General features: G+C 72.2%; 20 protein-coding genes and 6 pseudogenes. 18 read left to right on the top strand and 8 right to left on the bottom strand.

The window, feature by feature from the left end:
• Nucleotides 1-15 precede the first annotated feature (15 nt).
• From BJF83_RS28365 to BJF83_RS02910, 5 genes and pseudogenes are all read left to right on the top strand, one after another.
• Nucleotides 16-291 (top strand): 2-dehydropantoate 2-reductase N-terminal domain-containing protein, encoded by a 276-nt coding sequence (locus BJF83_RS28365; protein ID WP_262391268.1) that lies wholly within the window; start codon nt 16-18, stop codon nt 289-291.
• Nucleotides 288-1,334 carry a nucleotide sugar dehydrogenase gene (locus BJF83_RS02920; protein WP_262391267.1) on the top strand — a complete coding sequence of 349 codons (1,047 nt, stop codon included), beginning with the start codon at nt 288-290 and terminating at the stop codon, nt 1,332-1,334. The genes BJF83_RS28365 and BJF83_RS02920 overlap by 4 nt, the downstream gene beginning before the upstream one ends.
• A pseudogene (locus BJF83_RS30830) lies at nt 1,331-1,873 on the top strand (NAD-dependent epimerase/dehydratase family protein); the annotation flags it as partial. The gene BJF83_RS02920 and the pseudogene BJF83_RS30830, both read left to right, overlap by 4 nt.
• Complete coding sequence (locus tag BJF83_RS30825) at nt 1,768-2,319, top strand: GDP-mannose 4,6-dehydratase (protein WP_394329288.1); 552 nt, start codon at nt 1,768-1,770, stop codon at nt 2,317-2,319. The pseudogene BJF83_RS30830 and the gene BJF83_RS30825, both read left to right, overlap by 106 nt.
• Nucleotides 2,316-4,040, top strand: a complete 1,725-nt coding sequence (locus tag BJF83_RS02910; RefSeq protein ID WP_143831767.1) for an ABC transporter substrate-binding protein — start codon at nt 2,316-2,318, stop codon at nt 4,038-4,040. Before BJF83_RS30825 ends, BJF83_RS02910 begins: the two co-directional genes overlap by 4 nt.
• 369 nt (nt 4,041-4,409) lie before the next feature.
• On the opposite strand, the pseudogene BJF83_RS30820 reads toward BJF83_RS02910, so the two are convergent.
• The 5 genes and pseudogenes from BJF83_RS30820 to BJF83_RS02890 all read right to left on the bottom strand — a co-directional run.
• Nucleotides 4,410-5,054, bottom strand: a pseudogene (locus BJF83_RS30820) (ABC transporter substrate-binding protein); the annotation flags it as partial.
• Complete coding sequence (locus BJF83_RS28355; protein ID WP_262391265.1) at nt 4,949-5,737, bottom strand: hypothetical protein; 789 nt, start codon at nt 5,735-5,737, stop codon at nt 4,949-4,951. The gene BJF83_RS28355 and the pseudogene BJF83_RS30820, both read right to left, overlap by 106 nt.
• Nucleotides 5,738-5,741: 4 nt before the next feature.
• Nucleotides 5,742-7,064 carry an aminotransferase class V-fold PLP-dependent enzyme gene (locus BJF83_RS02900; protein ID WP_262391264.1) on the bottom strand — a complete coding sequence of 441 codons (1,323 nt, stop codon included), beginning with the start codon at nt 7,062-7,064 and terminating at the stop codon, nt 5,742-5,744.
• A 17-nt stretch (nt 7,065-7,081) separates the two neighbouring features.
• On the bottom strand, nt 7,082-8,530 hold the full coding sequence (locus BJF83_RS02895) for an NDP-hexose 2,3-dehydratase family protein (RefSeq protein ID WP_075925072.1): 1,449 nt from the start codon (nt 8,528-8,530) through the stop codon (nt 7,082-7,084).
• 129 nt (nt 8,531-8,659) lie between these two features.
• Nucleotides 8,660-9,336 (bottom strand): annotated as a pseudogene (locus tag BJF83_RS02890) (methyltransferase).
• A 513-nt stretch (nt 9,337-9,849) separates the two neighbouring features.
• Here BJF83_RS02890 and BJF83_RS02885 point away from each other — a divergent pair.
• From BJF83_RS02885 to BJF83_RS28340, 8 genes and pseudogenes are all read left to right on the top strand, one after another.
• A complete protein-coding gene (locus BJF83_RS02885; protein WP_075925071.1) occupies nt 9,850-10,509 on the top strand; it encodes a hypothetical protein in 660 nt (219 codons plus the stop codon).
• Nucleotides 10,506-11,774, top strand: a complete 1,269-nt coding sequence (locus BJF83_RS02880) for an ATP-grasp domain-containing protein (RefSeq protein WP_075925070.1) — start codon at nt 10,506-10,508, stop codon at nt 11,772-11,774. The genes BJF83_RS02885 and BJF83_RS02880 overlap by 4 nt, the downstream gene beginning before the upstream one ends.
• 197 nt (nt 11,775-11,971) lie before the next feature.
• A pseudogene (locus tag BJF83_RS30815) lies at nt 11,972-13,212 on the top strand (DUF6004 family protein).
• Nucleotides 13,213-13,279: 67 nt separating this feature from the next.
• Complete coding sequence (locus BJF83_RS02870) at nt 13,280-14,173, top strand: 50S ribosomal protein L11 methyltransferase (protein ID WP_075925069.1); 894 nt, start codon at nt 13,280-13,282, stop codon at nt 14,171-14,173.
• Nucleotides 14,170-14,829, top strand: a complete 660-nt coding sequence (locus BJF83_RS02865; RefSeq protein WP_075925068.1) for a hypothetical protein — start codon at nt 14,170-14,172, stop codon at nt 14,827-14,829. The genes BJF83_RS02870 and BJF83_RS02865 overlap by 4 nt, the downstream gene beginning before the upstream one ends.
• An 11-nt stretch (nt 14,830-14,840) precedes the next feature.
• Nucleotides 14,841-15,239, top strand: a pseudogene (locus BJF83_RS30810) (AarF/UbiB family protein); the annotation flags it as partial.
• 77 nt (nt 15,240-15,316) lie between these two features.
• Nucleotides 15,317-15,778, top strand: coding sequence for an AarF/UbiB family protein (locus tag BJF83_RS28345; protein ID WP_316042184.1), 462 nt, complete (start codon nt 15,317-15,319; stop codon nt 15,776-15,778).
• Nucleotides 15,775-16,113, top strand: coding sequence for a hypothetical protein (locus BJF83_RS28340; RefSeq protein WP_262391261.1), 339 nt, complete (start codon nt 15,775-15,777; stop codon nt 16,111-16,113). Before BJF83_RS28345 ends, BJF83_RS28340 begins: the two co-directional genes overlap by 4 nt.
• A 57-nt stretch (nt 16,114-16,170) precedes the next feature.
• On the opposite strand, the gene BJF83_RS02855 is transcribed toward BJF83_RS28340, so the two are convergent.
• Nucleotides 16,171-17,100: a homocysteine S-methyltransferase family protein gene (locus BJF83_RS02855; protein WP_075925067.1), complete on the bottom strand. Its 930-nt coding sequence runs from the start codon at nt 17,098-17,100 to the stop codon at nt 16,171-16,173.
• Between the two features lie 93 nt (nt 17,101-17,193).
• Between BJF83_RS02855 and BJF83_RS02850 the strand changes: the two are divergent.
• Nucleotides 17,194-17,944: pseudogene (locus BJF83_RS02850) on the top strand (DUF899 family protein).
• Nucleotides 17,945-17,952: 8 nt separating this feature from the next.
• Here BJF83_RS02850 and BJF83_RS02845 read toward each other — a convergent pair.
• Nucleotides 17,953-18,360, bottom strand: coding sequence for a helix-turn-helix transcriptional regulator (locus BJF83_RS02845; RefSeq protein ID WP_075925066.1), 408 nt, complete (start codon nt 18,358-18,360; stop codon nt 17,953-17,955).
• A 31-nt stretch (nt 18,361-18,391) separates the two neighbouring features.
• Nucleotides 18,392-19,636: a macrolide family glycosyltransferase gene (locus BJF83_RS02840; RefSeq protein ID WP_075925065.1), complete on the bottom strand. Its 1,245-nt coding sequence runs from the start codon at nt 19,634-19,636 to the stop codon at nt 18,392-18,394.
• A 290-nt stretch (nt 19,637-19,926) separates the two neighbouring features.
• Here BJF83_RS02840 and BJF83_RS30260 point away from each other — a divergent pair, with 290 nt between their 5' ends.
• The 4 genes from BJF83_RS30260 to BJF83_RS02825 all read left to right on the top strand — a co-directional run bounded on the left by BJF83_RS30260 (nt 19,927) and on the right by BJF83_RS02825 (nt 22,604).
• On the top strand, nt 19,927-20,175 hold the full coding sequence (locus BJF83_RS30260) for an ATP-binding cassette domain-containing protein (RefSeq protein WP_316042183.1): 249 nt from the start codon (nt 19,927-19,929) through the stop codon (nt 20,173-20,175).
• Complete coding sequence (locus tag BJF83_RS02835) at nt 20,172-20,918, top strand: ATP-binding cassette domain-containing protein (RefSeq protein WP_316042182.1); 747 nt, start codon at nt 20,172-20,174, stop codon at nt 20,916-20,918. The genes BJF83_RS30260 and BJF83_RS02835 overlap by 4 nt, the downstream gene beginning before the upstream one ends.
• Entirely contained in the window at nt 20,915-21,757 is an 843-nt protein-coding gene (locus BJF83_RS02830) for an ABC transporter permease (RefSeq protein WP_075925064.1), read from the top strand. Before BJF83_RS02835 ends, BJF83_RS02830 begins: the two co-directional genes overlap by 4 nt.
• A 112-nt stretch (nt 21,758-21,869) precedes the next feature.
• Entirely contained in the window at nt 21,870-22,604 is a 735-nt protein-coding gene (locus BJF83_RS02825) for a trans-aconitate 2-methyltransferase (protein WP_075925063.1), read from the top strand.
• Nucleotides 22,605-22,753: the final 149 nt, after the last annotated feature.

The raw sequence follows: 22,753 nt of genomic DNA, 5'->3' as shown, positions 1-22,753 counted from the left end.
CACCGAATGCGAAGAGTGGCGATCGTGGGCTTCGGCTACGTCGGGTGCTGTCTGGGCGCGGCGCTCGCCGAGCGCGGGACCGCGGTCGTCGGGGTGGAGAGCGACCCGGCACTGGTCGCCGAGCTCGACGGCGGGCGCTGTCCCGTGCCCGAACCCGGGGTGGCCGAGGCGCTGGCACGGCTCTCCGCCTCGGCATCGCTCTCCTTCACCACCGACTACGACGCGATCCACTCGGCGGACGTCGTCGTGATCACCGTCGGCACGCCGGTCGACGAGCAGGGCGCCTGGTGACCGAGCAGCTGGAGCGGGTGTGCGAGCAGATCGCCCCGCGACTGGAGCCCGGACGCCTGGTGATCGTCAAGAGCACCGTGGTCCCCGGGACGACCAGGACCCTCGTGGCCCCCCTCCTGGAGCAGGGCGGTCTGACCTGCGAAACCGACTTCGGGCTGGCCTACTGCCCGGAGCGCCTGGCGGAGGGCGAGGCGCTCGCCCAGTTGGGGGAGCTGACCGTGGTCGTCGGCGGCGACGGCCGCGACGGCACGGCCGCCGCCGCCCGTTTCTGGGAGGAGTCGCTCGGCGTGCCCACCCACGTGGTGCCCGGCACGGACGCCGCCGAGACCGTGAAGCTGGCCACGAACTGGTGGATCGACGCCAACGTCGCCATCGCCAACGAGCTCGCCCGGTTCTGCGCGGCTTTCGGCGTCGACGTCATGGACGTCATCGCGGCGTCCAACTCCCTGCCCAAGGGAGACTCCAGGGTCAACATCCTGCGTCCTGGAGTGGGCGTGGGCGGAGCGTGTCTGACCAAGGACCCGTGGATGGCCTGGCGGGTCGCCCGCGACCGGGGTGTGCGGCTGGAGACCGTGCGCACCGCCCGCCATGCCAACGACTCGATGCCCTCGTACACCGCCGAGACGATCCTGGAGGAACTGGTCAAGCTCGGTTCCGACCCGGAGGAGGCGACCGTGGCCGTCCTCGGCGTGTCCTTCAAGGGCGGCACGGGCGATCTGCGCAACACACCGGTCAAGGGGGTGGTGGAGCGCCTGCGCGAGGCCGGCGTCCGGGTGCGCATGTTCGACCCCCTGGCCGAGCCCGACCAGGTCAGGGCCGAGCTGGGCGAGAGAGTGACGGACTCCCTGGACGAGGCCGTACGCGGGGCCGACGCGGTGGCCCTGCTCGCCGGCCACCGGGAGTTCCGCGAGATCCCCCCGGCGCGGCTCCGCTCGCTGCTGTCCGGCGCCGGGCTGGTCTTCGACGGACGCGCGGTCCTCGCCCCGGATACTCCGCGCGAACTGCGCGAACTCGGGCTCGCCTACCGGGGGGTGGGGCGATGAGCCGCCGCAGGGCCCTCGTCACGGGAGGATTCGGGTTCATCGGGAGTCACCTGGTGGAGCGCCTGGTGGCACGCGGCGACGAGGTCCTCGTGCTCGACCCGGCCGACGCCCCGCCGGACCTGGACTGTGATCCGGGCGGTGTCCGTCACGTCGCGGCCGACGTCCGCGACGCCGACGCCCTCGGCCGCCTCGACCTGTCCGGCGTGCGTCAGGTCTACCACCTGTCCTCCGTGGTGGGGGTGGACCAGTACCTCGACGACCCGCTCGACGTGATCGACACGGCCGTCCTGGGCACCCGCAACGTCCTGGACCTCGCCCGCCGGTCGGGCGCCAGGCTCGTGTTCGCCAGCACGAGCGAGGTGTACGGAAGGAATCCGGTCACCCCGTGGGCCGAGGACGCCGACCGGGTCCTGGGCAGCACCTCCGCGGACCGGTGGTCCTACTCCTCCGGCAAGGCGGTGGCCGAACACCTCGTCCACGCACACGCGCGCAGGTACGGAACCCGGACGTCGGTCGTGCGCTACTTCAACGTCTACGGGCCCCGGCAACGCCCGGCCTACGTCATCAGCAGGACCCTGCACCGACTCCTGCGCGGGCGCCGCCGCTCCTCTACGACGGCGGCGCCCAGACCCGCTGCTTCTCCTTCGTCGACGACGCGGTCGCGGCCACGCTCCTGGTCGCGGACAGCGAGGCCGCCGAGGGGGAGACGTTCAACGTCGGCAGCGACCAGGAGTGGACGATCGCCGAGGCCGTGGAGGCGGTACGCGCCTCGGTCGGCGCCGGCGCCGCCGCGCCCCTCGACGTGGACACCCGGGCCAGCCTCGGCGCCGCCTACGAGGACATCGACCGCCGGGTACCCGACGTCGGCAAGGCCAGCCGGGTCCTGGGCTGGCGGTGGGGCGTGCCCCTGGAGGAGGGAGTGGCCCGGACCGTGGCATGGGCGCGTCGGAACCCGTGGTGGACCGAGAAGGGAGCCGTCACATGAGACGAACCGGGCCGCGCCGCGGCGGGACACTGCGCTACTTCGGACCGGGGGGCATGGACCACGTGGACCCCGCGTGCGCCTACTACGCCTTCTCCCACCAGGTGATCCGGCTGTTCTCGCGACAGCTCTTCGGCTACCCCACCGCCCTCGACGAGTCCGCGCTCACCCCCGTGCCCGACGTCGCCCGGGAGGTGCCCACCGCGGCCAACGGCGGCCTGAGCGAGGACGGGCTCACCCACACCCTCCGGCTGCGCCCCGGGGTGCTCTGGGACACCGACCCCGCCCGGGAGGTCACGGCGCACGACTTCGTCCGCGGCCTGAAACGGCTGTGCAACCCGGTCGTCGGAGCGGGTGCGCTCACCTACTTCACGAGCACCGTCGCGGGCATGGCCGAGTTCGCCGAGGGGTACCGGGATGCGGTGGACACCGGCGCCGTCACCGCCGCCGACCTGGCCCGTTACCAGAACACCCACGAGATCCGGGGTCTGCGCGCGCCGGACGAGCGAACCCTGGTCGTCGAGCTGATCCGACCGGCCAACGACCTCGTCAACATCCTGTCGACCCTGTTCGCCTCGGCGGCCCCGGCCGAGTACGACGCCGTCCTTCCCGACAGTCCGGAGTTCGTCGCGGCCGTGCGCTCCAACGGCCCCTACCGGCTCACCGCCTACGAACGGGGTGTCCGCCTGACCATGGAGCGCAACCCGGTCTGGCGCCAGGCCACGGATCCCCTGCGCCACCAGTACGTGGACGGGATCGACGTGCGGATGCGCCGGGTGACCGACGACCAGGTGCGACGGGCGGTGTTGGAGGGCCGAGCCGACCTGTCCTGGGGGGCGCCGGTGATCAGCCCCGATCGCGTGGTGCCCGACTCAGACCGGCACGTCGGCTACGCGATGAACCCCTACCTGGTCTTCAACATGCGCAGCCCCAACGAGCGGTGCGCCACGAGCGACCTGCGGGTCCGCCGCGCGGTGGCCCACGCCGTCGACAAGGCCGGGATGGTCCACCTGTTCGACGACATGGATCTGGGCACCGTGACGGAGACGGCGAGCACGGCCATCCCGCCCGGGAACATCGGCCACCGTCCCTACGACCGGTATCCGACCCCCGGCGACCGCGGATCACCCGAGGTCGCACGGGCCCTGCTGGCCGAGGCCGGCCACGACGACCTCGTCCTGCGCCTGCTGTACCGCGAGGAGAACCCGCACCGCGACATCGGCGAACGCCTGGCGGCGGACTTCGCGCGGTCGGGAATCCGTACCGAGCTGCGGATGATCCGCCACGCCGACGAGTACTACCGGATCCTCCAGGACCCGGCCCGGGCCGAGGCGGGGGAGTGGGACGTGACCGCCGCGGCGTGGACCCCGGACTGGTTCGGCAACAACGGCCGGACCTGCGTGCAGCCGCTCTTCCAGTCCCACTTCGCCAGCGGGACGGCGAACTACGGCGGGTACCGCAACCCGGAGGTCGACCGGCTGATCGACCTCGCCCTCACCGAGAGCGCCCCGGAGCGCGCCGAGGAGCTGTGGCACCGCGTGGACCGAACCGTGATCGAGGACGCCGCCATCGTGCCGATCCTGGTGTGCGAGCCGACGATCCCCCACATCATGAGCGCCCGGGTGCGCGGCGCCGTGCCGCTCCCCCACGTGGACCGGTGGTACGACGCGAGCCACATCTGGCTGGACCGGTGGCCCGCGCCGCGGACCGGTCAGTCTTCCTGACCGCCCCCGGCCAGCCAGAGGGTGGCCAGGTCGTAGGAGAACCCGAGGGCGGGGAGGGCGACGGCGCCGCGCACCCGAGCGCCCCGCGCCCCGGGGCGCGGGGGGCCGGAACAGCAGCGGAACGATCGGGGCGTCCTGCGTGATCCGGTCCTCGACCCGGCTCCAGGAGGTCTCGCGCAGCAGGGGATCCTCGACCGAGGCCAGTGCCTCCTCCATCAGCGTGTCCACGTCCGGGTTCCGGTACCCCCCCACGTTCCAGCTCCCCGTCGCCCCGCCGGCGCACAACGGCTGGAGGAACGCCCGCGCGTTGTGGGGGAACCACGGCGGTGACCACGACAGGGCCGCCAGGTCCCAGTGGCCGAGCGCGGGACCGCGGTGTCCGGCCAGGGCCCCGCGGTGGGACACCGGGTCCAGGGCCCGCAGGCGCACGGTTGCGCCGGCCTTCTCCAGGTCGGCTGCGTAGGAGGCGGCCAGCGCGGCGTCGAGCTCGCCGTCGGGGTGGATCACGGTCAGCGTCGACCCCGCCGGGACCCGCGCCCGCGATCGCCTCCGCGCGGCTTCGGCACGGGCCCGCGGGGAGGCGGTCCCCTCGCGGTGTCCGTCGTTGCCAGGGGGCACGATCGTCGCCGCGGCGCGGGCGGTCCCGCCCGAGGCCGTGACGATGGCGGCCAGTGCCTCCCGGTCGATCGCCTCGGCCACCGCCCTGCGCACGGCGGCGTCCGACGACGGGCCGCCGGGGTCTCCGGCCAGGTTGAACACCAGGTAGGGGTCGAGCGAGTGGCCTAGTCGGCGCCCCGGCCTCCCCGGGCGGTCGCCGCCCGGCCGGGACGCCGGAGATCCCCAGGTCAGGTCGGCCGCGCCGGCGTCGATCAGCGCGGCGAGGCGCGCCGGACCGGAGCGGTCGACGGTCACCTCCACCGCGTCCAGGCGCCGCGCCCGCACGGGGTCGGTCTCCCTCCGCCAGGTCGGGTTGGGCTCCAGCCGCAGGGACGCGCCGGGGCGGTGCTCCGCGATCCGGTAGGGGCCGTTGGAGCGCGCGTGCGCGGCGAAGTCGCGGGCGCGGGGACGACCGCGTCGTACTCGGCGGGCGCCGCGGCGGCGCAGGGCAGCGCCAGGATCTGGGGCAGGTCGAGGGTGGGCCGCAGCAGCTCGACCACCAGCGTCTGCGCGTCGAGCGCGAAGATCCCCGGGATGTCGTGCGCGTTCTGGAACCCGGCGTGGCGGTGCTGATCGGCGGCGGCTCCCCCCACGGCCTCCGCGTAGCGGGCGCAGTAGGCCGCCATGCCGCGGACCACACTGGTGAAGTAACCCAGGGCGGCGGGTCGGGCCGTGGGGGCGCACATGCGCTTGATCCCCCGTATGACGTCGTGCGCGGTCACCTCGCGCGCGGGCTCGGTGTCCCAGAGCACGCCCCGGCGCAGGTGGACGACGTGGTAGGTGTGGCTGGCCCCCAGACCCGCGTTGTAGGTCGAGGGCACCGCCGCCGCCAGGTCCGGCACCGGGTCGATCGCCTGCCAGTCGTCGGGGTTCTCCCTCGGCGGGTAGGTGAACAGCTGCCGCGCGTACAGGCGCTGGAGCTGGTCGGCCGGGGACTGGAGGGAGCGGGCCGGATCCAGTTGGTCGACGTCCCCGGGGCCCCTGAGGCGCAGGGTGCCGCCGGTGGTCGGCGCGTCGGTCGAGTCCTTCAGCGTCCTCACCCCTTCAGGAGAGTTCCCGTGCGAGACCGGCCATGGTCGCGACGGCGCGGTCGATCTCGGCGGTGTCGTTGAACAGATGCGTGCACAGGCGCGCGGCGTAGTGCTGGTGGGGGGAGCCGGGGACGTCGAACTCCGTCCACCGGATCCAGATCCGGTGCTCGTGCTCCAGCCGGTCGACGAACTCGACGAACTTCTTGATGTTCCACGCGTCCGCGCGGTCACGGAAGGGATGGAAGGCGATCAGCGGTGAACGGAGCCTGGGATCGGCGGACGGGGAGTACAGGGAGTTCCAGCCGAAGGCCTCCACCAGCCTGCTCCGGGCGTGCTCCGCCAGGTCCCGCACGCGGCGTTCGATGCGGTCCCGTCCGATCTCGTCCCACAGCTCGCACGCGCGGGCCAGGGCGGCCCCCCTGGCGATGTTCGCGCTTCCGGCGCTCTGGAGGTAGTCGCCCATGTTGCAGCTCTCGACCGACGTCGTCGTGCGCGGAGGCGGGCTGCCGATCATCGGGTACCAGGTGGAGATGATCGGCCAGAAGGTCGGCAGCGGAAGCGGGTTGTGCTGGGGGTGCACCTTGTTGCGGACGTAGAGCAGGCCCGTTCCCAGGGGGCCGCACTGGAACTTGGCGCCGGAGCAGGAGATGAAGTCGGCGCCGTAGGAACGGAAGTCGCAGTCGAGCATGCCGGGCAGGAGCGCCCCGTCGATCACGGTCGTCAGCCCGTGGCGGTGCGCCAGCTCGCACAGGTCGCGGATGGGCATCATCGTTCCGGTGAACAGGGTGACCCCGGCGAAGGCGAGCACCTTGGTGCGCGGGGTGATCCGCCGCTCGAAGAGCTCGACGATCTCCTCCGCCCGCACGTCGGGTCCCGAGGGCGGGGTGACGGTCCGCACGGTCAGTCCGTGGCGGTTGCGGAGCAGGTTGAAGTTGGACAGCACCGAGTAGCACTCGTGGGTGGTCGTGAGGACCTCGTCGCCTTCTGCGAGGTCCAGTCCGTGGATGACCCTGGCCACGCCCTCGGTGGCGCTGTGGCAGATGACCATCTCGTCCTGGTCGACCCCGAAGGAGCGGGCGATGTTGGCCCGGTGCTCCGTGTACATGGCGGGGGGATAGACGTTCATCAGACCGCCGGTCCACTCCCTGGTCACCCGGTCGTTGACCTCCAGGACCTCGTGCGGCATCGCGCCGACGGTCCCGGTGTTGAGGTGGACGCTGTTCCGGTCGAGGGCGAACAGGTCGCGGATCCGGTCCCAGGACGCCGTTCGAAGACCTCCGGGGGAGCGGCCCGTGGTGGACGGGGCGGGTTCGGCGGGGTGCGTGGTGGAAGCCACGGTCTCCTCCTGCGTGGTCACGGGTGGGGATCAGGAGCGCTGGCGCAGGGCGTTGAGGACAGGAGCAGGCTCCGGGCCTCGATGTTGACGTGGTGGCTGCGCTGGACCAGCCGGGTGAGCTGGCGGGCGGTGACCCAGGCGTGGTCGGGTGGTGCCGTCACCGAGAGCGGTTCGAGGCTCTCCACCACGAGGTGGCGCGTGGTCGCGTGGTGGAAGCGCCCTCCCTCCTCCGACTGCTCGACGTCGTAGTGGACCCGGGTCCGGTCCTGGGACAGCACGAGGTCGAGGTGGGCGGGGCGCAGATCGGCGGGCGCACCGCGCAGGTTGTCCGGACAGCACTGGACCGTGGGGCCCAGTTCGACAGTGTCCCGGTAGCCGGCCCGCAGGTCGGCGCGGACCAGGATGTGGAGCGTGCCTCCGATCAGCTGGACGACGAACGCGGTGACCCCGGTCCCGCACGGTGCGAGCAGCGGTTGGCTCCAGCTCGCGACCTCCCTGGTGGTCGCCTCGACGTCGACGCCGATAATCCTGAAGTAGCGCCGCGACTCGTGGTGGATCTCGTCGCGGGTGCGCCGCCAGCGGGCCACGTCGCGCAGCGGGATCGGGCGCGCGCGCAGGACGTGGGCCGCCTTGCGTCCGGCCAGCCACGCCTCGACCGCGGTGTGGGGGAGCAGGGACTCCGCGTCGGAGGCCGCGAAGGAGTGCTCGACGTGTGCGGCGAAGGCGCCGGCGTCGGGGGCCGAGCGGTCCGCCCGGGAGAACGCCGGAAGGCAGGACAGGACGGTACGCGTGTCCATGTTCACCAGGTGCGGGCGTCGCAGCAGGTCGAGGATGTCCCCGAGGGTGAGCCAGGTGAAGTCGTCGGAGTCGGGGACGGGGGAGCTCGTTTCCACGACGACGTTGCGGTTGCGCTTGCCGCGGAACCAGGACCCCTGTTCGGACTGGAGGAGGTCCACGAGCACCCGTCCGTGCCCTTGTTCGGTGAAGTACTCCAGGTAGCGCGGCCGGGCCCCCCGGTGGGTGCGCAGGTAGTTGCTGGAGGTGGCCTGGACGGTCGGGGAGAGTTGGACGGTGTTGAGGTTGCCCGGTTCCATCTTGGCCTGCATGAGGAAGTGCAGGACGCCGTCGATCTCCTTGGCCAGCACTCCGAGGATCGCGACGTCTGACTGGTGGATGATCGGCTGCTGCCACCGGGTGCGCGGCCCGGGGCCGGTGCGCACGTGCAGGCCCTGGACCGCGAAGAACCGGCCGCTGTCGTGGACGAGGTCGCCGGTGTCGGGGGCGAAGCCCCAGCCGCGGAGGCCGTCGAGCGGTGTCGGCTCCACGCGGAAGGACCCCCGCCGACGGCGCTCGGCCAGCCAGGCGTCGGCGCCCCGCGGCCGTCGCGACCGGGTTCGGGCCGACACCCCCAACCGCTCCGTGAGACCCTCCGCGCGGGTCGAGCGATCCTCGGCGTCAGTGTGCATGCGCCCCTCCCGCAGGGTCGACTGTCACCGGACCGTAGGCGTCGGTGATGGTCATATCGGCACAAGTTACTTTAAATATATATACCTGCATTGATGGGAGGACACAAGGGAGACCGTGGTCCGGGCGGATCAGGCGGGGACTCCCTCGGCGACCGACATGACCGACGCGGTGGGCGTCACCCGGTTCAGGCGCAGTCCCGCCGCCGAGAACAGGGGTTCCAGCTCGGTTGCCGTGCGCTCCTGTCCGGTCAGCGCGGCCAGCATCATCAGGTCCATCGCCCTGCCCTGGTGCGGTGTCGCGTCCTCGGGGATGATCGCGTCCACCACCAGGACCCGGCCTCCCGGGCGCAGGGCGCGGCGGCAGTTGTCCAGGACGCCGATGCTGAGGTCGTCGTCCCAGTTGTGCAGGATGCGCTTGAGCACGAGCACGTCGCGCGGGGGACCTCGGCGAAGAAGTCGCCCTCGACCGCGGTCCACCGGCCGTCCAGGCCCGCCGCCTCCAACCGGTCGGTCTCGACGGCGCCCGCTCGGTCGAACAGGATCCCGTGCGTTCGGGGGCGCTCGCGCAGGGCGGCGATCAGCAGACTTCCGTTGCGCCCGCCGACGTCCACGACCGTCCCCGTCTCCGGCAGCTCGCACGCGCGCGCCACCAGCGCGTTCTCGGCGTCGGACACGGTGGCCATGCCCTCGTGGTAGAGCGCGTCCACCCCGGGGTCGCCGTCGAGGTAGTCGGCCAACGTGCGGCCGAAGTGCCGCTCGAACCTCGGCTTGTCCTCCGTGACGCTGGCCGCGAGCGCGTGCGTCATGGTCCAGAACATCGTGTCGGTGAACATCAGGACGCCCGTCGCCGCGGGCACGGCGGAGTCGCCGCGCAGCGCTCGGCCGCGCTCGGCCAAGGAGTACCCGCGCACGCCGTGGTGGTGGACGATCCCTCTGGAGGCGAGCGCGCGCAGGACCCGGTTCAGGGCGTCGGGCCGGGTTCCCGTCGCCTCGGCGAGTTCGTCGACGGAACGCGGTCCCTCGACGAGGTGGTCGGCGACGCCGATCGCCGCCGCGACGCGCAGGGCGGCGGAGTAGGCGAAGGCCATCGCCTCGTCGTACAGGAACAGCGCCGACTGGTGGTCGTCCATGGTCCTTCTCCCTCGAATGCGGGTCGGGCGGTGGGGGTGAGCGCGTGGCCGGACGGGTTGACTTCCCGTGTCGGCATGTTGACTATATCTATATAAAGTTGCACACCCCTGGTCTGACAAGGGGAGGACGTCGGAACCCGACGTCGTCCCGGACGGCGCGGGCACCGATCACGAACGGAGCGCACCTCCATGACTGCGCAGCACACCGACGACGGCTCGGTGATGGCCTCACTCCCCACCCCCGGGACCTACCTGTGCGGGCTGACCTGGGACGGGACCAGGTTCTGGCACTCGGACCAAAGAGCCGGAGAACTCTACGCGCTCGATCCGGACACCGGAGCCGTCGTCCGGCGCTTCGCGTGCCGTTCGGCCAGGGCCGACCTGACTCACGTGGAGGGCCGGCTCTGCCAGGTGGGCATGCGCCCCAAGCGGCTGCTGCTGGTCGACCCCGACACGGGCGAGGTCACCGGGCACAAGGCGGTCCGGCCCTCCAACGGACGCCTGTGTGGCACCGAGGCCGGCCCCGAGGGCGTGTGGATGTGCCTGCGTCGCCCTCCGGTCGTGCAGCTGCGCGACTTCGCCACCATGACCGTCCTGCGTGAGTTCCCGGTCGAGGGCAACCCCTCGGGACTCACGTACGCGCACGGGATCGTCTTCTACTCCGACTTCGAGCAACGCGTCATCCGCGGCTACGACGTGCGGACCGAACGCGGGGTGGTCACGCTGCCCGCTGCCGGGAACCCCACGGGCATGACCTGGGACGGGCGACTGCTGTGGTACTGCGACTTCCCGGGCAGGGCCCTGCGCGCGATCCGGCCCGCGGTCCTGGACCGGGAGGGCGCGGCGTGAGCCCGCCCGCCCCGCGTCCGGCCCGCCGTCCCGTCGTCCTCCTCGTCGGCGTCGTCTTCCGCCACTACCGGGGGCACCTGTTGAGCGCCGTGGCGGAGGTCGCCGACGTGTGGCTGTTGGCCGAGCGCGAGACCACCTGGGAGGACGAGCACCTCATCGGGCACACCGTGGTCGACACCTCGGACGGGGCGGCCCTGCTGGCGGCGGCACGCGAGGTCGCCGCGCGCCACCCCGTCGCCGGCGTGCTGTGCTGGGACGAGCTCAAGATGGCCCACGCGGCGATGGTCGCCGCGGAACTGGGGCTGCCCGGCGAGGACCCGGACGTCATCGACCGCTGCCGGGACAAGCACCGCACCCGCCGCGCCCTGGCGGACGCGGGGGTCGGCCAACCCGACTCCCTGCTCGTCGCCTCGCCCGAGCAGGCCGGGGTCGCGGCGGACCGGATCGGGTTCCCCGTCGTGCTCAAACCCCGCGCGTTGGGGGCGAGCATGGGGGTGGTCCGCGCGGACGCGCCCGGGGACGTCCCCGCCGCCTACGCCCACGCCCGCGCCGCGCACGTGTCCATCGCCCGCCGGTACCACGCGGGCGTGCTCGTGGAGCGATGCGTGGAGGGGCCCGAGATCAGCGTGGACTCCGCGTGCGCGGGGGGACGGCTCACTCCCCTGTTCGTCGCCCGCAAAAGCAGCGGATTCGCCCCCTACTTCGAGGAGACGGGGCACGTGGTGGACGGCGCCGATCCGCTGCTCGCCGACCGCGGACTGCGCGAGGTGCTGCGCAGCACCCACCGCGCCCTGGGCTTCACCACGGGAATGACCCACACCGAACTGCGGCTGGCGTCCGACGGTTGGCGGGTGATCGAGGTGAACTGCCGACTCGGCGGCGACCTCATCCCGTTCCTGGGGCGCGCCGCGACCGGGATCGACGCCGCCGCGGTGGCCGCGGCGATCGCCTTGGGACGCGCGCCCGACCCCCGGCCGGTCCGCAGGCACACCGCCGGGGTGCGCTTCCTCTACCCCGACCGGCCGCTGACGGTCGACAAGGTCGTGGTCCACCGTTCCCTGTTGCCGCCGTCGGTGGTGCTGGCGACGGCCACCGTCGAACCCGGGGAGCGCGTGGCGCCCCCTCCCGAGGGACACGTGTGGGGGCGCTACGGACTGGTCGCCGCGGCGGCTCCGACCCCGCGGCGCTGCCAGGAGGCGCTGGAGACCGCCGTGGGCGCCGTCGTGCTGCACAGCCGGGTCGAGGCGGCCGAGGGAGCCGGCTGAGGGAGCCGGTCCAGGAGCGCGGCACGGAAGGGGGTGGGGCCCGGGCCCCACCCCCTTCCGTGCCGCGGAGGAAGGCGCTCCCGGCTCCGCCGCCCCCGTCCGCCGGGCGCGGCGATCCTTACCGTCCGGTGAGACCTTCCTTCGACGGCCGGAGTCTCGTTGATCAGCACTTGAAAAAAGTATAGCTTCTGGGTTGGATGCACTCAGTCGCCGAAGGGCGACGCATCAAGGAGGAGGTCCTTATGGCCATGGAGAACTACGAGTCGTTGAACCTGGCGCCGAAGCCGATCCGCCCCCACATCCTCGCCGCGGCGACCATCGTCTACGGCGACGACTACTACAACGGCAAGCGGGAGACCATCAACCTCTCCGGCTTCGTCCAGATGAACAAGTGGCCGATGCCCGGCTTCGAGCACCGCGTGGACGAGAAGGGCCACGCCGAGTTCGACACCGAGCTGATCAGCGCCCCCGAGGTGGGCATCAAGGGCTTCAGCTACGAGTTGAACGACCGGATCCAGATCCTGTCGAACCCCCTGCTGCCCAACACGGGCCACGTCCGCCAGATCGCGCCGGGGACCAACTTCCCGGCCGAGTTCCACATCCGCCGGTTCGGCATCCTGGAGACCAGCACGATGCGGCTGGTGCACCGCAACGTCATCGACATCTACGGTGTCGTCGACGACGTGCCCCCCTTCCAGAAGCCCTGGGCCGCCCCTACCTGGGGACCCCGCGCGGCGACCACGCCATGGAGCTCGTCCAGTCGCCCGGCGTCGTGCGCGGCACCACGCTGCCCGAGGCCTGGTACCCGTCCACCGACGACAACCAGCCCATCGGCACCACGCCCACGGTGTTCTTCGCCGACAGCCCGGCCGCCTGCATGTCGATGCTGGTGGACCCGTCGATGATCATGCAGGTCTCGATGGAGGGCCAGATCGAGCTGGAGGTCGGCGGCAGGACCGTGCGCGTCGACGTGACCGGTGACCACAAGCTGGCCGCCGGCGCCGAGATCCTCCTGTTCGGCCCGGAGAAGCACGACGAGGGCGGCGGCGTCCTGGCCCAGCTGGCCAGGACCGCCCTGGTCGGCCACTGCGAGGAGCTCGGCGGGCGCGTCATGCTCCGCGCCAGCTGGCCCAAGCCCTCCTCCGGCACCCTCGGAGAGGGCGGCGAGGACAGCCTGAGCAGCGTCCGCTACCCGGGCGACCTGCACCTCGACGCCGAGTTCGAGGTCGTCACGCCGCACGGCGTGCTCTACGCCGCGAGCCCGGTGCACATGTCCGGTCGGCTGTCCGACCTGGACCCGGCGGGCACCGAGCTGACCATGGTCGGCTCCGACACGGCCCTGCTGACCACCGATGACGAGGCGAAGGCGCGCTTGAGCGGCCTGCGGCTCGTCATGCGGGAGGCGATCGTCGGCGAGCACGCAGCCGTCAACGTCTGACCAGCGGTGACCGTCGCCCCTCCGGAGCGCTCCGCCGCCCCGGAGGGGCTCGTCGACAGGAGGTGCGGTGGACAGCCGAACCCTGCTGATGCACCAGGTGATGCTCTCGGACGGCCCGCGCCTGAGAGCCTACGACCGCGCGCTGGAACAGGTCGTCGGACCGGGCGACGTGGTCGCCGACCTCGGGGCGGGCACGCTCGCGCTGAGCCTGCTCGCGCTGCGCCACGGGGCCGGGCACGTGTACGCCGTGGAGGGGGACCCGTCGACCGCGGCCCTGGCGGCGCGCGTCGCGCAGGACAACGACCTCAAGGACCGGCTCACCATCGTCCAGGGGGACGCCCGGCGCGTCCGCCTGCCCTCTCGGGCCGACGTCGTGGTGGGCGAGCTCATGGGCAACCTCGGGCCGGAGGAGGAGATGCCCGAGATCTTCGCGGACTTCGTCGGGCACAACCTGGCCGAGGGCGGGCGCGTCGTCCCCCGTGAGCTGACCACCCGGCTCACGGCGATCCAGTTCGACGCCGAGGGCTGGGGCGTGTGGTCCGACGACTTCCTCGGGCACAGCCTGGCCGCGGTCCAGGACCACGTGCTCCCGGGGGCGCAACTGCACTTCTTCCAGCGCGACCCGATCCTGCTCAGCGAGCACCTGGCCGTCGCCGCGGTCGAACTCGGCGCCACGCCGGGGGACGGCGCCGACAGGGTGCTCGAACTGCCGATCACCCGCCCGGGCCGACTGCACGCCGTGATGGGGTCCTTCACCGCCAGGCTCACCCCGGAGGTGACCCTGTCCAACTTCCCCTCCTATCCGGGCTGCAACTGGGGCGTGTGGATCTGGCCGCTGCGCCACACGGCCGTGGCGGAGGGCGACGTCCTCGGCGTGCGGCTCAACCGCCCGGACTCGGTGCGGGAGGTCACCGACTGGACACTCGACTGCGGCATGCGCCGCCGAGGGGAGCGACGATGACCATCCTGGCCGGGATCGTGCGCGACCTGCCCGTGAACGCCCTGGTCCCCTGCGGACTGACCTGGTTCGGCCAGTTCCTCTGGTTCTCGGAGGGCTTCACCCGCAGGATCAGCGCGGTCGACCCGCACACCGGGCAGGTCGTCCACCAGATCACCTGCGACGACATCAGCACCGACCTGACCACCGTGCGTGGAGCGCTCCTCCAGGTCGTCGGGGAGGAGGACCGCCTCCGCCTCCTGGACCCCGGCACCGGGGCCACACTGGACGAGGCGCCCAACCCCAGGCCCGGGCACGCCCTGTCCGGCATCGAGGCCGGGCGCGACGGAATCTGGATGAGCTACGGACGGCTCGGCGTGCTCGACTTCCGGTCACTGGACGATTTGTCCCTGGTGGCCAGCGTCCCCGTGGGCACGCACGCCTCAGGTGTGACCGTCTCCGACGGCTATGTCGCCTACGCCGACCACCACCGCTCACGGATCACCCTGTTGGACGCCTCGGGACACCGGGAGCGGCTGGTGGTCTCGGTCTGGGGGCGCCCGAGCGCGCTGACGTGGGACGGGCGGCTGCACTGGTACTGCGATCACGACACACTCCAGCTCCGTGCGGTGGAACTGCCGGGCTTCCGGCGGGCGGCGGCGCACGGCGCCCAGACGTGAGGAGGCCCGCCATGGGTGAGGCGTTCGAGGACCTGCGCCGTGCGGTACGGGTCGCGGGCACCGTCGCCGTCGCGGTGCCCGCTGCCGCCGCCGAGGCGACCGTGGTCGCCGCGACGGGCGGCCGCGCCCGCGGACGGCGCCGCTTCTACCGCAGGATGACGGGTCTGGTCATGCGGCTGGGGCCCGCCTTCGTCAAGGTGGGACAGGTCCTGGGCACCCGGCGCGACGTCCTGCCGCCCGAACTCTGCGACGAACTGGCCCGATTGCAGGACGACGTCGCCCCGCTGGACGCGGCGCGCAGCGAGCGGCTCCTGCGGGAGATCTACGGGCCCGACCTGGCGGGACTCTTCCGCGAGGTCGACTTCCGACCGGTCGCGGGCGGAAGCATCGCGTGCGTCTACCGCGCGGTCACCGCGGACGGGGCGCAGGTCGCGCTCAAGGTGCTTCGGCCGGGGGTCGAGCGGCTGATGGGCGCGACCTGCGGCTCATGCGCAGGGGTGCCGGGCTGGCCGCCCGGTGGTCCGTCCTGTCGGGGACCCCGGTCGTCGACGTGGTCGGTCAGGTCGCCGACGCCGTGTCGGGACAACTGGACTTCGGACGCGAGGCGAGGGCCCTCGAACGGTTGCGCGACAACCTGTCGGCGGTACGGCGGGTCCAGGCCCCGCGGCCGCACGCGCGCCTGTGCCGACCGCGGTGCATCGCCATGGACTTCGTTCCCGACCTGGACACCGGGACCGCGCGGTCCTGTTCGCCCGCGCTGCGGCGCAGGTTCGCCGAGTCCGGTCTGACCGCGGTCTACCGGATGCTCTTCGTCGACGGCTTCGTCCACTGCGACCTGCACCGGGGCAACCTGTACTTCACCGGGTCGGGCGAGGTCGTCGTGCTCGACGCCGGGTTCAGCGTGCAGCTGTCCGACCGCCTGCGTCGCTGTTCGCCGAGTTCTTCATGAACATGGCCGTCGGGCGGGGCGTGCGCTGCGCGGAGATCGTCGTGGAGAGCTCGGCGGGTCTGCGGCCGGACGCCGACCTGGAGGGGTTCGTCGAGCGGATGGCCGCCCTCGTCCACCGGAGCCACGGGCTCCCGGCCCGTGAGTTCAGCCTGATCGCCTTCGCCACCGAGATGTTCGACCTCCAGCGCCGCCACGGGGTCCACGCCGCCCCGGAACTGGTCTTCCCGCTCCTGTCGCTCCTGGTGATCGAGGGCACCATCCGCGAGCTCCACCCCGGGATCGACTTCCAGGAGACGGCCAAGCCGATGCTGAACAAGGGGTTGTTCTCCGCCTGACCCGCGCGCCGTCTCCGGGGGCGGGGTCCGGACACCGGCTCCCCGCCCCCGGAGAGGTCAGGGCCGTGCGTCCCGGGCGGCCGTCCCGGCGGCCTCGCGCACCGCACGCCGCAACGCGGCGACGTGGTCGGGCGTGGTCCCGCAGCAGCCGCCCACCAGGTCGAGTCCGAACTCGGCGTCCCAGCCCGCCACGACCTCGGCGAAGTCCTCGGGGCCCAGCGCGGACGGATGGGGGCCGCGCCCGCCCGCGGTACGCGGAGCGCGACGGTCCTCCAGGTTCGGGTAGGCCCCGATCGCCCCGCCGTCGTCCGCGCGCAGGGCGGCCAGGGCGGTCTCCGTCCGGACGAGGTCGGTGCAGTTGACCGCCACCAACCGGGCGCCCGCCTCGCGGACCGCGCCCGCGGCCTCCGCGACGGGCTCTCCGGACAGCAGTCGCCCCCCGTCCCCGCAGACGAATCCGACCCAGGGGACGCCGCCCACGGCGACGGCCTCCTCCACCGCGATGCGGGCCTCGCGCACGGTGTTCATCGTCTCGACGAGGAACAGTTCGATCCCGCAGCGCGCGAGCTCGGTGGCGAGCCATCGGTGCTCGGCCCGCAGCTCCTCGTCGGAGGGGACCGCCTCCGGCCGGTAGCAGTCCGCCACCGGGCCCACCGAGGCGGCGGTCCGGACGGACGGCGAGCGCCGCGCCGCCGCCTGGGCCGTGCCCACCGCGGCGTGGACCATCCAGGCCATCCCGGAGCTGGGGTCGAAGCCCAGCCCCCGCAACGTCCGCCGGTTGCACCGGAAGGTGTTGGCGGTGAGCACCTCGGCTCCCGCGTCGACGAATTCCTCGTGCAGGGCGCGCAGCCGTTCACGCCTGGCGCCGACCAGGAGGGGCTTGTTGGTCCACCACGGCGCGTCCACGGGTTCGCCGATCCGTTCGAGTTCGGTGGCCAGGCCGCCGTCGAGAATGCGCGGCCGCGACGTGGTGCGAGAACTGGACACGTCCCCTCCTGGGCTTCGTCGGAAGGCGCCCCCCGACGCCCCGGGGGCGTTCAGGAGAGCATGAACCAGACCAAGTCACTTTAATTATATATAATGCATCATGCTAGCATGGGCCCTCCGAGCCGGACAGCCGTCAGACGAGTTCCTGGAGGATCCGTGAGCGACGAGGACATCGTGGTGTGGCCGCCCTCCGCCGACCCGGAGTACGTCGCGGCGCGGCGTGACCTGCTGAGGGCGGAGCGGCGACTCCTGGACCAGGTGGAGCGGGTGGCCGAGGCGCGGCGGGCCCTGCCGCCGGGGCCGCTCGTGGCCGACCACGTGTTCGCCGAGGCGGACCGCCGGGCGCGGCGAGGGGTGCGGTCCACGCCGCTGAGCGGCCTGTTCGGCCGCCATCGTACGCTCGTCGTCTACCACCTCATGTTCGAGCCCGGCCAGGGCGAGGCCTGCCCGATGTGCTCCATGTGGGTGGACGGTTTCCAGGGGGTGGCGGCGCACCTGGACCGGCACACGGCGTTCGCCGTGGTGGCCAAGGCGCCGATCGACGAGCTGAGCGCCTGGGGCGCGCGGCGCGGATGGACGCGCCTGCGCCTGCTGTCCAGTCACGACGGAGACTTCAACCGGAAGTTCGGCGCTGAGACGGCGACGGCGATCAGCGCCCGGGGTGTCCGTGTTCGCCAGGGAGGAGGCGGGGGTGCGGCACCTGTACAGCGCGCGGCCGGAGGTCTCGCACGACCGGACCGAGCGGGGCATCGACTTTCTCTCACCGGTCTGGCACGTGCTCGACCTCCTGCCCGGGGGGCGGGGGGACTGGTACGCGGAGAACGACTACGTGCCCGGGGGCTGACGGGGCCGTCACGCGCGGTCGTCCCGCGGGGCGTCCCTCTCGGCGCCCCCCTCCGGTGTGTCGTCCGCGCCGTCCCCGTCGGCCCGCTCGCCACGCCGTTCACGGGCTCCTCGGGCCAGTTCGGTGTCCAGGGCGTCCAGTCGTTGGTTCCAGAACTTCCGGTAGTGGTCCAGCCACATGTCGACGTCCTTGAGGGGCGTGGGGTCGACCGAGTACAGGCGCTGGGTTCCCACGGCGCGCACGGTCGCGAAACCGTTCTCCCGCAGCACGCGCAGGTGCTGCGACACCGCGGGCTGGGATATCCCGAACTCCTCCTGGACGACCGCGCCGATCCGTCCCGCGGCCCGCTCGCCGTCGGCCAGCAGTTCCAGGATGCGGCGGCGGACCGGGTCGCCGAGAATGTCCAGAGCATGCACGCGTCAAGTCTAGGCCGCTCGCTTATATAAGTCAAAGATGATATTTACGCGCGGGTTCGGGTGACCGCACACCGCTCCGCTCCCGCGCCAGGTACGCCTCCACCGCGTCCGCGGCCCGCCGCGCGCCCCCGGACTCGTCGATGTCCCTGCGCATGGCCGCCACGCGCCGGCGCACGCCGTCGTCCCCGGCGAGGCGGCGCACCGCGTCGGCGACGGCGGGAGCGCTGGCGTCCTCGGGCAGGCGGTGGCCCAGACCGAGCTCCACCGCGCGGTCGGCCGTGGGGCGGGCCTCGGGGGCGAAGTGGGGCGCCACGAGCAGGGGGCACCCGTGCCGAAGGGACTCCATGATCGCCCCCGTCGTGCCCTGGGTGACGAACACGCTCGTGTGCGGCAGCACGTCCGCGAAGGGGAGCCAGGGGTGCGCCTCGACGTTGGGCGGGAGCGGTCCGAGTGTCGCCGGGTCCAGGAACTGTCCGATCACCAGCACCACGCGCCACTCCGTGTCCGCCAGGGACCACGCGCACCGGCGGAAGAAGTCGGGGTGCTCGTTGTACATGTTCCCCAGTGAGACCAGGAGCACGGGCCGCTTGTCGTCCGGAGGGTTCCACCCGGTGCCGGATGCGCGGGGAGGGTTCGCGGGGCCGACGAAGGCGAACCGGTCGTCGAAGGTCGGTGCGGCGATCTGGAAGGACCGGGGGATGAACACGATGTTCAGGTCCTCGATGCGGTTCCAGAACTCCCTGATGGACACGGACCCGTGGCCGAACTCGGCCAGGACCTCGCGCATCGCGGGGCGGAACCCCTCCACGTCGGCCGCGTGGCGGAAGCCGTTGGCGCGCCAGAGGGACTCGTAGGTGGAGTAGTGCTCGTTGGAGGCGAAGATCGGTGAGAGCCGCACGGCGGGGCGCCGCCACGAGTCGGCGAGCAGCCGCCCCGCGATGAAGGGGAAGACGTCGTAGAGCAGCGCGTCCGGCGGGGCGCCGTCGAACGCCGCCTGGGCGGCGCGCAGGATCGCGAGGTTCTCGCGGAGGTGGAGGAGGTGCATCCGCGTCTCGGCCTCGTCCTGGTCCACGACGTCGGGAACGTGGACCTCGTCGAAGACGGACGTGTAGGGGACCAGTCGTGCTCCCGCGGACTCGACGTCCTCGGCGAACATCCGGCCGGTGAGGTAGCTGACCCGGTGCCCGCGCCCGACGAGCTCTCCGACCAGGTCGAGTGTCGGGTGGACGTGGCCGTGACCCTGCACGCTGACGCACAGGACGTGACGCGGTCTCATGTTCCCCCTCGGTGCGTTCCCGTGCCCCCCGATGGAGCACACTTCCAAAATAGCTATAAATACCTATAGTGCATAGAGTGTGGCGGGTTGACGGAAGTCGCTGGCCGTCAACTAGTTGCGTCTTGACTTATATAAGCATCTCCTTCTATTGTTGCCACCGAGGGCCGGTGGGTGACGGAGCGGGAGCCACTCCCGTGCAGCGCACCGCCCTCCCCGCGCGCCACCCTGACGCGTGCGCGCGGGTTCCAGCGGAGACGCGAGCGGCTCCGCACGGCGAGAGGAGGACGCGCATGACCTCGAACTCGGAACCCGCCGTCGAGACCGCCGGCCTGGTGCGCAGCTTCGGCTCCACGCGCGCCGTCGACGGGTTGGACCTGTGGGTTCCGCGCGGCACCGTCTTCGGCGTGCTCGGGCCCAACGGCGCGGGCAAGACGACCACCATCCGCGTGCTCAGCACGCTGATCCGCCCTGACTCGGGTCTCGCCCGGGTCCTGGGCAAGGACGTGGTCGCGGACGCGGACGCGTGCGTGCCAGGGTGAGCCTGACCGGACAGTCGACCTCGGTGGACGAGGAGCTGACCGGGAGGGAGAACCTCATCCTGTCCGCGCTGCTGCGCGGGTACCGGCGGGCGGCGGCGCGCGAGCGCGCGGATCGGCTGCTCACGGCCTTCGACCTCGGGGACGCGGCCGACCGGCTGCTGAAGACCTACTCCGGCGGCGAGCGGAGGCGCATCGACATCGCCGCCAGCATCGTGGTGACGCCGGAGCTGCTCTTCCTCGACGAGCCCACCACCGGCCTGGACCCGCGCAGCCGCAACCAGGTCTGGGACATCGTCCGCGCGATGGTCGACGTGGGCACGACCGTCCTGCTCACCACCCAGTACCTGGAGGAGGCCGACCGGCTGGCGCACCTGGTGGCGCTCATCGACGGTGGGAAGGTCGTGGCCAACGGAACCCCGGCCGACCTCAGGAAGGCGGCGGGGGCCGCCACGCTGCGCCTGCGCGTGCGGGATGCGGCGAAGCGCGACGAGGCCGCGGAGAGATTGACGCGCCACCTGGGCGCCCCCGTGCAGTGGGACCAGGAGTCAGGGCGGCTCTCGGTCCGGATCGACGTGCCCGGGCGCGCCGCCCGGGCCGTGGCCGAGCTGGACGAGGCGGGAGTGGAGGTCGCCGAGTTCGCCGCCGAGCAACCGACCCTGGACGAGGCGTTCCTGGCGCTGACCGGCCACCGGCCGGCCGCGGCCCAGGACACCGACGAGACGAAGCAGGAGGCGGCCCGATGACCGCGCCGGCCCCATCCGCGGACGCGACCGACCGACCCTTCCTCCAGGAGCTGCTGGTCGGAGAGCAGGCCCCGCCCCCGGCGGGACGCGTGGCGGCGTCGCTGGCCTTCGCCTGGCGTGCCCTGCTCAAGATCAAGCACGTGCCCGACCAGCTCGGGGACGCGCTCATCTTCCCGATCATGTTCACGCTGGTCTTCACGTACCTCTTCGGCGGGGCGATGTCCGGTTCGCCCACCGACTACCTCCAGTACTTCCTACCGGGTGTCATGGTGCTCGCCGTGGCGTTGACCAGCATGTACACCGGGATCTCGCTGAACCAGGACATGGCCAGGGGAACGTTCGACCGATTCCGCTCCCTGCCGGTGTGGCGGCCCTCGGTCCTGGTCGGATCGATGCTCGGCGACGTCGTGCGCTACACCGTCGCCTCCGTCGTTCCCGTGCTGCTGGGGCTGGTGCTCGGCTTCCGTCCCGAGGGCGGGATCCTGGGGGTCCTCCTGGCACTGGTGTTCCTCCAGGTGTTCACCTTCAGCCTGGCCTGGGTGTGGACCCTGTTCGGGGTGCTCATGCGCACGCCGACCGCGGTGCAGGGAGCGACCTTCCCGCTGCAGTTCCTCCTGGTGTTCGGCAGCAGCATCCTGGTGGACCCGAGCACGATGCCGCGGTGGTTGGAGGCCGTGGTCTCGGCCAACCCCGTCAGCCACGCCGCCACCGTGGTCCGGGGGCTGGTCCACGGCGCACTGACCACGGGAGAGCTGGTCGGCGGGCTGGTGGCGTGCGCGGCGCTGATCCTGCTGTTCGCCCCGCCCACGATGTTCTTCTACAACCGCAAGCAACGGTGAGGAACACCGGTGGTGCGCACCGGACACACCGTGTAGTGTGCCGGATCACCGGCCACGGCACGGCCCCGGTCCACCGACCCGCGCGGCCGGGACCGCGGCCGAAGGAGTCTCAATGACCCTCCCTCCGACCGTCGAGACCTTCGGACCCGAGCACGCCGACGTCTACGAGACCATGTACCGGGCCAGGGGCAAGAGCTGGGAGGCGGAGGCCGCGGACGTGGTGCGGCGGATCCGCGAACTGTCCCCCGGCGCCTCCTCCCTGCTCGACGTGGGCTGCGGCACCGGGGCGCACCTGGCGGTCTTCGCCGAGGACGTCGAGCGAGCCGAGGGGCTGGAGTTCTCCGCGGCGATGCGTGAGCGCGCCCGCCGTCGGCTGCCGTCGGTGCCGGTGCACGACGGCGACATGCGCGGCTTCCGCCTCGGCCGTGCCTTCGACGCCGTCACGTGTCTGTTCACGGCGGTCAACTACGTGGACGGCGTCGCCGGACTGGACGCCGCGGTGCGGAGCATGGCGGACCACCTGGAGCCCGGAGGCGTCCTCGTCCTCGAACCGTGGTGGTTCCCGGAGCGGTTCATCGACGGCCACGTCGGCGGCGACGTCGTGACCGAGGGCGGTCTGACCATCGCCCGGGTGTCGCACTCGACCCTCGCGGGGCGGGCCACCAGGCTGGAGGCCCACTGGGTGGTCGCCGACGCCTCGGGGATCAGGCGCTTCACCGAGGTCGAGTTCCTCATGCTCTTCGACGAGGCGGAGTACCGCGCGGCCTTCGACGCGGCCGGGTGCGACGTCGAGTACCACCCGGGTTGGCTCACGGGGCGGGGGTTGTTCGTCGGCGTCCGCAGGTGAGGGCGGACCGTCCTTCGGCGCCGTCCCGTAGCGGATTGTTATATCGAGATTGACTTATATAAGTGGCCACTGGATAATGGTCGGCGTCTCGTCGAGGACGGTCGCGTGCCGCGGCCGCCGCCGACCGCAGGAGAAGAGGAGAGGGAGAT

It is taken from the genome of Nocardiopsis sp. CNR-923, from assembly GCF_001942255.1.
Classification (GTDB): Bacteria; Actinomycetota; Actinomycetes; order Streptosporangiales; family Streptosporangiaceae; genus Nocardiopsis.
This window is presented reverse-complemented; position numbering and strand designations above follow the sequence as displayed.